At 53.9% G+C, this 7,387-nt stretch carries 11 protein-coding genes; 2 read left to right on the top strand and 9 right to left on the bottom strand.

Translation table 11 applies throughout. From position 1 onward, the window contains the following. On the top strand, positions 1–681 hold a 681-nt coding region (locus VMT71_16070), incomplete at its 5' end, for a transposase (GenBank protein ID HVN25488.1). Between the two features lie 674 nt (positions 682–1,355). Here the strand turns inward: VMT71_16070 and VMT71_16065 are convergent. The 8 genes from VMT71_16065 to VMT71_16030 all read right to left on the bottom strand — a co-directional run bounded on the left by VMT71_16065 (position 1,356) and on the right by VMT71_16030 (position 5,844). Continuing rightward, positions 1,356–1,733, bottom strand: a complete 378-nt coding sequence (locus VMT71_16065; protein HVN25487.1) for a C-GCAxxG-C-C family protein — start codon at positions 1,731–1,733, stop codon at positions 1,356–1,358. A gap of 99 nt (positions 1,734–1,832) precedes the next feature. Further along, entirely contained in the window at positions 1,833–2,093 is a 261-nt protein-coding gene (locus tag VMT71_16060) for a hypothetical protein (GenBank protein ID HVN25486.1), read from the bottom strand. Positions 2,094–2,177: 84 nt separating this feature from the next. Continuing rightward, positions 2,178–2,402: a hypothetical protein gene (locus tag VMT71_16055; GenBank protein ID HVN25485.1), complete on the bottom strand. Its 225-nt coding sequence runs from the start codon at positions 2,400–2,402 to the stop codon at positions 2,178–2,180. Position 2,403: 1 nt separating this feature from the next. Continuing rightward, a complete protein-coding gene (locus tag VMT71_16050) occupies positions 2,404–2,751 on the bottom strand; it encodes a metalloregulator ArsR/SmtB family transcription factor (GenBank protein HVN25484.1) in 348 nt (115 codons plus the stop codon). A 207-nt stretch (positions 2,752–2,958) separates the two neighbouring features. Then, entirely contained in the window at positions 2,959–3,222 is a 264-nt protein-coding gene (locus tag VMT71_16045) for a hypothetical protein (protein ID HVN25483.1), read from the bottom strand. Between the two features lie 57 nt (positions 3,223–3,279). After that, on the bottom strand, positions 3,280–3,993 hold the full coding sequence (locus VMT71_16040; GenBank protein HVN25482.1) for an ankyrin repeat domain-containing protein: 714 nt from the start codon (positions 3,991–3,993) through the stop codon (positions 3,280–3,282). A gap of 307 nt (positions 3,994–4,300) precedes the next feature. Then, entirely contained in the window at positions 4,301–5,146 is an 846-nt protein-coding gene (locus VMT71_16035; GenBank protein HVN25481.1) for a hypothetical protein, read from the bottom strand. Positions 5,147–5,475: 329 nt separating this feature from the next. Next, positions 5,476–5,844 carry a transposase gene (locus VMT71_16030; GenBank protein ID HVN25480.1) on the bottom strand — a complete coding sequence of 123 codons (369 nt, stop codon included), beginning with the start codon at positions 5,842–5,844 and terminating at the stop codon, positions 5,476–5,478. Between the two features lie 609 nt (positions 5,845–6,453). Between VMT71_16030 and VMT71_16025 the strand changes: the two genes are divergently transcribed. Next, complete coding sequence (locus VMT71_16025; protein HVN25479.1) at positions 6,454–6,630, top strand: hypothetical protein; 177 nt, start codon at positions 6,454–6,456, stop codon at positions 6,628–6,630. A gap of 23 nt (positions 6,631–6,653) precedes the next feature. On the opposite strand, the gene VMT71_16020 is transcribed toward VMT71_16025, so the two are convergent. Continuing rightward, the coding region (locus tag VMT71_16020; protein ID HVN25478.1) for an amidohydrolase family protein at positions 6,654–7,387 on the bottom strand (734 nt) is incomplete at its 5' end.

Below are 7,387 nucleotides of genomic sequence, written 5' to 3'. Positions count from 1 at the left end.
AAGGAACGAAGAGAAGACCGCCAGGTGAGCAGAACCCTGATCGCCCTGCAGAAGGATGTCGTCCGGACCCGCAACCGCATCCGCAAGTTCCTCCAGTTCCACGGCATCGAGGTTGCCTTTCCCGACCGGTGGGGAAGAGAGGAATTCCGTGCTCTCAAACAGCTTGAGCTCTCAGAACCCTTACGGTTAAGTCTCGACATCTTCCTTACCCAGTTGGAAGAACTGTGGGCCCACCAGGTTGCGCTCAGAGCTGCCCTGAAAAAGCTCTGCAGGAAGGAGCGCTACCACAAGGCCTTCACCATCGCCCGCAGCCTCCCGGGGATCGGCTGGTTCACGGCCATCCGCCTCGTCCTCGAACGGGGAGAGGACCTCACCCGGTTCGGAAGCGGCAAGAAGATTGCGAGCTTCGTCGGGCTCACCATGAGGGAAGACTCTACCGGAGAGACCGAACGTAAGGGGCGCATCACCGGTATGGGGTCCGGCTTCATCCGCTCGACCCTCGTCGAGAACTCCTGGATGTCCATCACCAAAGATCCGGTGCTCCTCGCCAAGTTCACCAGGGTATGGCATGCGAGCGGCAGCAGAAAAAAAGCAATCGTCGCGGTGGCGCGGATGCTGATCATACGGTACCGGGCCTGCCGTATCTCTGGCACGCCCTACGTGATCGGTGTCGCTGCGTGATACATATGGAGTACTAACGGTGTGCAGAGTTGCGTGTTATATTCATTAATGCATACCGGTGCAGAGCGTGTGTCCTGATGCAGGTGGTTACGTGATCGGAGTCGATGAAGGGTACCAAGAGGAGATAAGGGTCTTGAAGTCACCATGCGGAACTAACCGTGTACAACGCAGTACTTCCTGTGGCGCAGGCCTCGGATTTCAGATTGTTGACATCGGTTCCTTCTTTCCGCAGGTAGATACGTGTGGCGAGACCACGAATAGTAGGTTGTAAAGAACCTTTTCTTCTCTTGGCCTGGGCGTCGCACTTCGGCCACGGACGCACCCTGAAGGCGTCATTGGCCTCGTGCGCCACGAGGGGTGCACAAACGATGATTCGAAGCGTTCATCACACGGGAGTGAGAGCTATGACCTGACGACAGGAACAAAAGAGAAAGCGGGTAGAAAAAACCTGCGCAGTCTTGACTTTTATCATAGTAGGAAGTACTTCACACCCGTTCTACTTCCCCCTTTACTCTTGGCGATGAGCACTACTTTCTGCGGTCCCGATAGCCTCTTTATCTCCGCTTCCCTCTTGAAAGCCATAGAGGGCGTGGAGCAGGGTTCGACATAGACCAGTCGATAACGCACTCCAAGGTATTCGATATCAAGAACGGGGACGTCACTCGCTGAAGGCGTTACGACATAGTTTCAAGAATCTCAACGACAGTCTCGACAGTAGGCGTGCAGGTCTTCTCACGCAGTTCGTTCTCCTTGAAGATCTTCTGGCCTTCTTCAGTCATCAATTCACAGCCATTCAAAAGTTGTCGGCACATGCACGTCCCGTGCTTTGCAGCGAAACGGTCCATCAATTCCCTTGTTCTTGCGTACGTGAGTTGCGTGGCTGAAGTGTCATCGTTTTCACCCCTGCCGTGCCTTAGCCCGATCACAAGAATCCCGCCAGTCACCGAACCGCATACTTCCTGTTTCCGCCCCATACCTGCGCCTAAACCGCAACCTATTTTCAAAGCGGTTTCGCCTGACAACCCGCTTTCTGCACGGAAAGCGTAAAGTATGGATTGCGCTCAGTTATACCCACTCCGGAACTTTTCCGTAGCAATAGCCGCTTTAGCCGACATCGTTCCTCCTCTACGCTCGGTTCTTTTCTGCGATGCTTACTCAGCCACCCGAAACTCCTCCACCTTAAGTCTGCCCTCCCTCAGCAGCTTGCTCACGAAGAAGAGGACGCTCTGTTCGGACAGCTTCACCTTCTCGGCAATGGCAGCGGGCCGCATTTTTAGGTCTTTCTTGATACAGACAACAATTTCATCTTCTACGATCTTGGCCCACTCCTCAAAGACTGACCTTACTTCTGGAGTGGCGAAGGGCGCCATGTTCGCGGTTTCAGTGACGGGACCCGTCACCTGTTGTCCCATGCTCGTTCACATGTCCGGCATTCCGCCCCTTCCTGCTATCATCTCCTTCATCATACCTATGCGTTTGTCTTTCTCTTTCATGCGCTACGCTCCTTTGCTCTGTCGCAGTTCTTGGAGTTCGCTCCGCAATTCACGAATCTCCTTCCTGAGAGCACCTCTGTCGTCATCTTCCCGGTGAAAGCCGCACATGCCTCCGTGTCCCCTCATGAACCGAAAGCAGATAAGCATCATGACCATCATGAAGAGGAAACAGATGATCGGGAAGACAGGCCAAAATCCCCACATAAAAGGCGCAAAGTACCACCACATACTACTCACCTCCTTTCATCCATAGCTGCATAAAGCGCATCGGTGGAAACGTCCACCCTGTTTGTTTCCTGCTCCCCTTTACCTCTATCCCGGATAAGGCCTGCAGAAGGTCTATGAGACGCGGATCGGAAAGGCTGTAGTAGACGAGAGCAGCCTTTCTTTCTGCCACAAGTACACCGCTCTCCCTGAGCGTCCTAAGGTGGTGCGAGACGAGAGGCTGAGAGAGTTGCGTCTCGCCGATGATGTCGCTCACGCACTTCTTCTCTTTGCCGATGATGAAGAGAATCCTCAGGCGGTTTGGCTCACTCAGGAGGTTAAACAGTCGAGAAAGTACCTCTATACGATCCATATCAATATAGCCTTATATAAATGGTAGTTTATATTATAGCCGCACAAATGTCAAGGACAAAATGGGGGGTAAGAAAGCAAACCACCGCCCACTATTGCCACTTCTAATGAAGCGATCTAACTAGAGACAGAACCATGAGCATTGCAGGAAAAGCAAATAAGTCGTCGGGTACCGACTCCTCCTCCTCAGAAACTTCCGGCACCTGGCCTACAGCGCTGCCGCGGTTGTTGCCGGTTCTATGGCAACGGTGTAGCCCAGGTCATGCAGCCTCTTCTTCATGCTGCGTAGTATTCTGTCTTTGCACCGCTGCTCATAGTGCTGGACACCGAGATCAACATATTGCTTGCCCGTTGTCCATAGGGTATAGAAGATTCTCGCAAGCTGGTGGGCGGTGGCGGTGATGGCTTTGGGAGCACCCAGACGGGCACGGATGCGCCGATAAAACCCTCCGAGGCCACGTACTGTTGGCAAGCGACTGCGCTACCATACGAAGGCCTCACTATTGCCTTGAGATGACTTCCAAACAGTTTATTCCCGGCCCCCGTGCTGGCGCAGTAATTCTGCCACATCCTGGCGGCGCATATAGACCGCCCAGCGCAAAGGCGTATTGCCGGAATTGTCCTCGGCATTCACCTCAGCCTTGTGGGCCAGCAGCAAGGCTACCACGTCTTTGTGGCCCCGAGACGCCGCATCGTGCAAGGGTCTCGCACCCGTCCTGTCCTTGGCATTGACGTCGGCTTTGTTGGTCAGCAGCAAGGCTACCACGTCTTTGTACCCCCACTTCGCCGCCAAATGCAACGGCGTCTCACCATTGTCCTTGGCATTGACGTCGGCTTTGTGGGCCAGCAGCAAGGCTACCACCTCTTTGCGGTCCTCCAGCACCGCCAAATGCAACGGCGTAAAGCCCAACTCGTTCACAGCATCAACCTCGGCCTTGTTGGCCAGCAGGAATTCCGCCACGTCCTTGTGACCCCCATGGGCAGCCCAGTGCAAAGGCGTGTTGCCGTTGTCGTCTGTACTGAAAACTAGACCGGGATTCCCTTTGAGCAGCGTCTTGACCTTTGTTACGTCGCCACTCTTAACCGCGTCATGCACAAGCCCGCACAAAGCGGGATTGCACCACGTCAGCGTGATCAGGATGAGCAGCATGACGACAGCGCCGAGACGATTTGGGGTGTGAAGGGATCGGCTAAAGTACGTTTTACTCATGGTTCCTCCGATTGCCATTTTAGGGCCGCTCATCCCGGTGGTCCGGCTTTCTACACTTACAGGATGTTTTTATTTTAGAAAAAAATATCACTGAGTTCAAATTGACAAGCTTGCCCGGTCTTGCAGAAGGCATCGAGAAGAAGGATGCGGGATAAGAGGCAGGGTCAAGTGGCTCTGCCTTTTTTATCTTCTGATCTTACTACCCATTGCCACCCCTAATCTATGACTCGGCTCTCAAATCCTATTCCAACAGTTACAGGAGCAGCCGATACTTTGCTTCACCCTTGATCCCGGTCACCGTCGGCCCTCGAAGCCCGGGCTCGTTCTTCGGTACGCCCCCTCATCCTTGCCCTGCGACCAGACTTTTAGCGGGAAAGAGTCTGGGATACAGAATAGTGACGAGGACGACTACAAGCGCATAGCAAGCTACGGCGGGCAGTGCATCGTTACGGTGCAGAGACTGCCCCGTCAGCAGTAGAGCCAACCCCACGAACCTGTTCGCGTTGCAGATGGCCAGGGTGCGTTTCGTTGCCTCATCGGCGCGTACCAGCAGCCGGACCGCAGCGACGCATGCGATCGCCAGCAGCAGGGCTGCGAAGGGAAGCCACACGGTGACGCCCAGCAGCGACGGCGCAAGCTTGATCAGCACCAAAAGGATGACCACCAGGAGCGCCACATTTCCCACCACGTTCAGCGCGGGGGCCAGCTTCTTCGACCTTTCGGGCGCGACACGTATCAAGAGCATGCCCAGCAGCACCGGCAAAAACTGCTTCGCGGCAATCTGCTCGATAAGCAGGAGCGGAGAGATCCAGATGTCGCGGTTGTAGAGCTTCCCGGTAAGGAACACAACCAAGGGAATCATCACGGGTGTGAGGCAGGCGCCCCAGACCTGGTAGCTTGCCGCCAGGTGCATGTCGAAACCGCGCCGGGCAATCTTGCGGCTCACCAGTGGAGCGCCGGGTACGACCGCCACCATGAACAGCCCAATCGCCTCGGCCGGCCCCAGCGGCATCAAGCGGTGGAGCAGCAGCACGAATACCGGCGGCACGATGAAGGTAGCCAGCAAGAGGCGAAGCCACGCTGACCACGTCAAGCGCTTCCATTGGGCCACGAACTCCGGGAGTTGAAGGCTCATGCCAATCGATACCATCAGCACGAACACCGGCAGTGCAAATAGATATTTCATATGAAACCCTGGAGTGCGTTCATTGGTATTTTACATCACGCGTGTGTCCTTGCCGTTCATTTCATACATTTGACGTCCATATCTGGTAGAAAACCTGTGGGACTATGCAGAGAATATCCGCCAGGGGATGCTGTCTATAGGACTTTGTCCAAACACGGACAAAGGACCGCTGGCTATGTTCAAACCGCGCGGATTATTCCTGTACTTGATGCTAATCATACAGGCGCGCGATTACAAGATAGGATTGACTGGGTCCATACACTCCATTTCTGGTGGTACTCGTGTATTGCAAGCAAAATTTGAAAATACTTGCTTCCGGTCAACCATATTTATTTCCTCCTCTCCGGATCAAAAGGTTTTTGATGTACCAACATCGAAAACATTACTCTGATTAGTTTGTGCGCAGTGGCCAGCACCGCTTTCTTGTAGATGAGTCCTTCTTCTTTTCTCTTGAAGTAGTACGCGCGAAACATAGGATCGGCAATGATCACCTTCGTTGTCATCAGCCAGATGACTCTGCGGACATGACGATTTCCTCGCTTGCTGATCTTGCTCTGGCCCTTGTACTTGCCTGATTCGTACGTGGTCGGATCGAGCCCTGCAGCAGCGATCAGCTTTCTATCATGCTCGAAGGCCTTGATGTCTCCTCCCATCTCGATCAGGAAGTTGAGCGCGGTCTTCTCGCCGATACCCCGCATCGAGGTTCAGGTTCAGGCCAAAACCATCGAAACCCTGAGTGGCATTTGGATTGAAGAGTACGGCCCAATCATCAAACTCCTCTCGGAGCACGACATAAGGATTGCGTATGGGTTTATCACCGTTTTTCACGATAGTGCCTCGCGATTCCCAACGGTCATGGCCCACACGGAAGCGCACCTGTCCGAGGACATGGAAAGGTTTCTGCAACTTAAATGCCAGGGAGCCGCTATCCGGAGGGAGGGCGGTGAAACGCAAAGATAGTTGATTACCGTTCGCAATGTGGCGTTACTGAAGGAAATTAGAAGTTCACCATTGCATCGGGAAGGAATTTTTTCTATCACCCTTCATGAAGATTGCTTTTCAACCGGAGGAATGCCTGGACGAACCCTCGGCTTGCGATGATATTGGGGACACAGATCTGATGAACCCGGAATAAAACTGCGACACACCTCCGTCCGCGTTTCGTAGATTTCGCAGGAGGCAGATGACCCGCACCACTTGAGATAAACACAGCTCATCAGACAGGTCGTTATTCTTGACCCGAACTTATTGATCATCGCATTGCGCGACCACCTCACGTCATTATCACGCACGTGGGCGATAATATCATGGCGCACCTCTTTCTCCCATCGCTGGATATCCGCAAGGGAGACATAGGCGGCCATGTCCAGTTGGCAGCAGTTGCCGCACCGACGGCAGGTACTCTCTCTATTCGTTTCACTGCTCATCATGCGATCTCAAGCAGAATTTCGTTCTTTCTCTCGTGGGAGAGTCTGGCTTCCTGACTGCTTGCTCCCAGATAGTCGCTTCACCTTCTGATACCCAGAAGTCGAGCTCCATTACCTCCCAGCATCGCATCGATATCTTCGCCCGGCAAGCCGAGCTTTCGTATATCACTAATATACTGCCTCGCACCTTGTGCATCATTATCGTAGTTGAAGGGCCAATCTGTGCCGAAGAGCATCTTTTTTGGACTGATGTTCGTAAGGGCACACGTCACCGTGTCCATCCCCTGCTCGCGGCCCGCCATGTTGAAGTAAAGCTTCTCGAAATAATGTCTCCACGGTTTAGTAATCAAAGGTTTGTCGGGATAGAAGTCCTGCCAGCCGGCTCCCACGTAACTGAGGTAGGCGTCAAACCGCTCAAGCACCGCTGAGACACCTCCGCCGAAATGATTGACGATGAAGATGAGGTCGGGGAATTCTTCAAGTACACCCCCGAGACAGATCCGCATGGTGGCGGCGCACATATCAAATTCGCGCGCAAGGACATAATGTAGAGCGTAGGAAGCTCTAAGACCGTCGAATCCCGGCGGGTTCGCCTCGATGTGGACGTCAATGGGTATCTTCAACTCCGAGGCCTTCTCATAAAACGGCCAGTAGACCTTGTCATCCAGATAGTGCCCACCGCTTCTGGACATCACGTGCACACCTTTCAGGCCGAGACCGCTTACTGCCCTCTCCAGTTCGTTGAGCGCCGGCCTTCCCCCAAGAGGAGGGATCGAGGCGTACCCGACAAAGCGATCCGGGTATTCCTTTACAA

This window comes from Syntrophorhabdales bacterium (assembly GCA_035541455.1).
In the GTDB taxonomy this organism is placed as follows: Bacteria; Desulfobacterota; Syntrophorhabdia; order Syntrophorhabdales; family WCHB1-27; genus JADGQN01.
The sequence above is the reverse complement of the archived record's forward strand: the minus strand, read 5'-3'. Positions and strand labels throughout refer to the sequence as shown.

Coding starts and splice junctions, on each gene's coding strand:
- VMT71_16060 (HVN25486.1), bottom strand. CDS start 2,093: ATGGGACAACAGGTGACGGGTCCCGTCACTGAAACCGCGAACATGGCG.
- VMT71_16055 (HVN25485.1), bottom strand. CDS start 2,402: ATGTGGTGGTACTTTGCGCCTTTTATGTGGGGATTTTGGCCTGTCTTC.
- VMT71_16050 (HVN25484.1), bottom strand. CDS start 2,751: ATGGATCGTATAGAGGTACTTTCTCGACTGTTTAACCTCCTGAGTGAG.
- VMT71_16040 (HVN25482.1), bottom strand. CDS start 3,993: ATGAGCGGCCCTAAAATGGCAATCGGAGGAACCATGAGTAAAACGTAC.
- VMT71_16035 (HVN25481.1), bottom strand. CDS start 5,146: ATGAAATATCTATTTGCACTGCCGGTGTTCGTGCTGATGGTATCGATT.
- VMT71_16030 (HVN25480.1), bottom strand. CDS start 5,844: ATGCGGGGTATCGGCGAGAAGACCGCGCTCAACTTCCTGATCGAGATG.
- VMT71_16025 (HVN25479.1), top strand. CDS start 6,454: ATGGCGCACCTCTTTCTCCCATCGCTGGATATCCGCAAGGGAGACATA.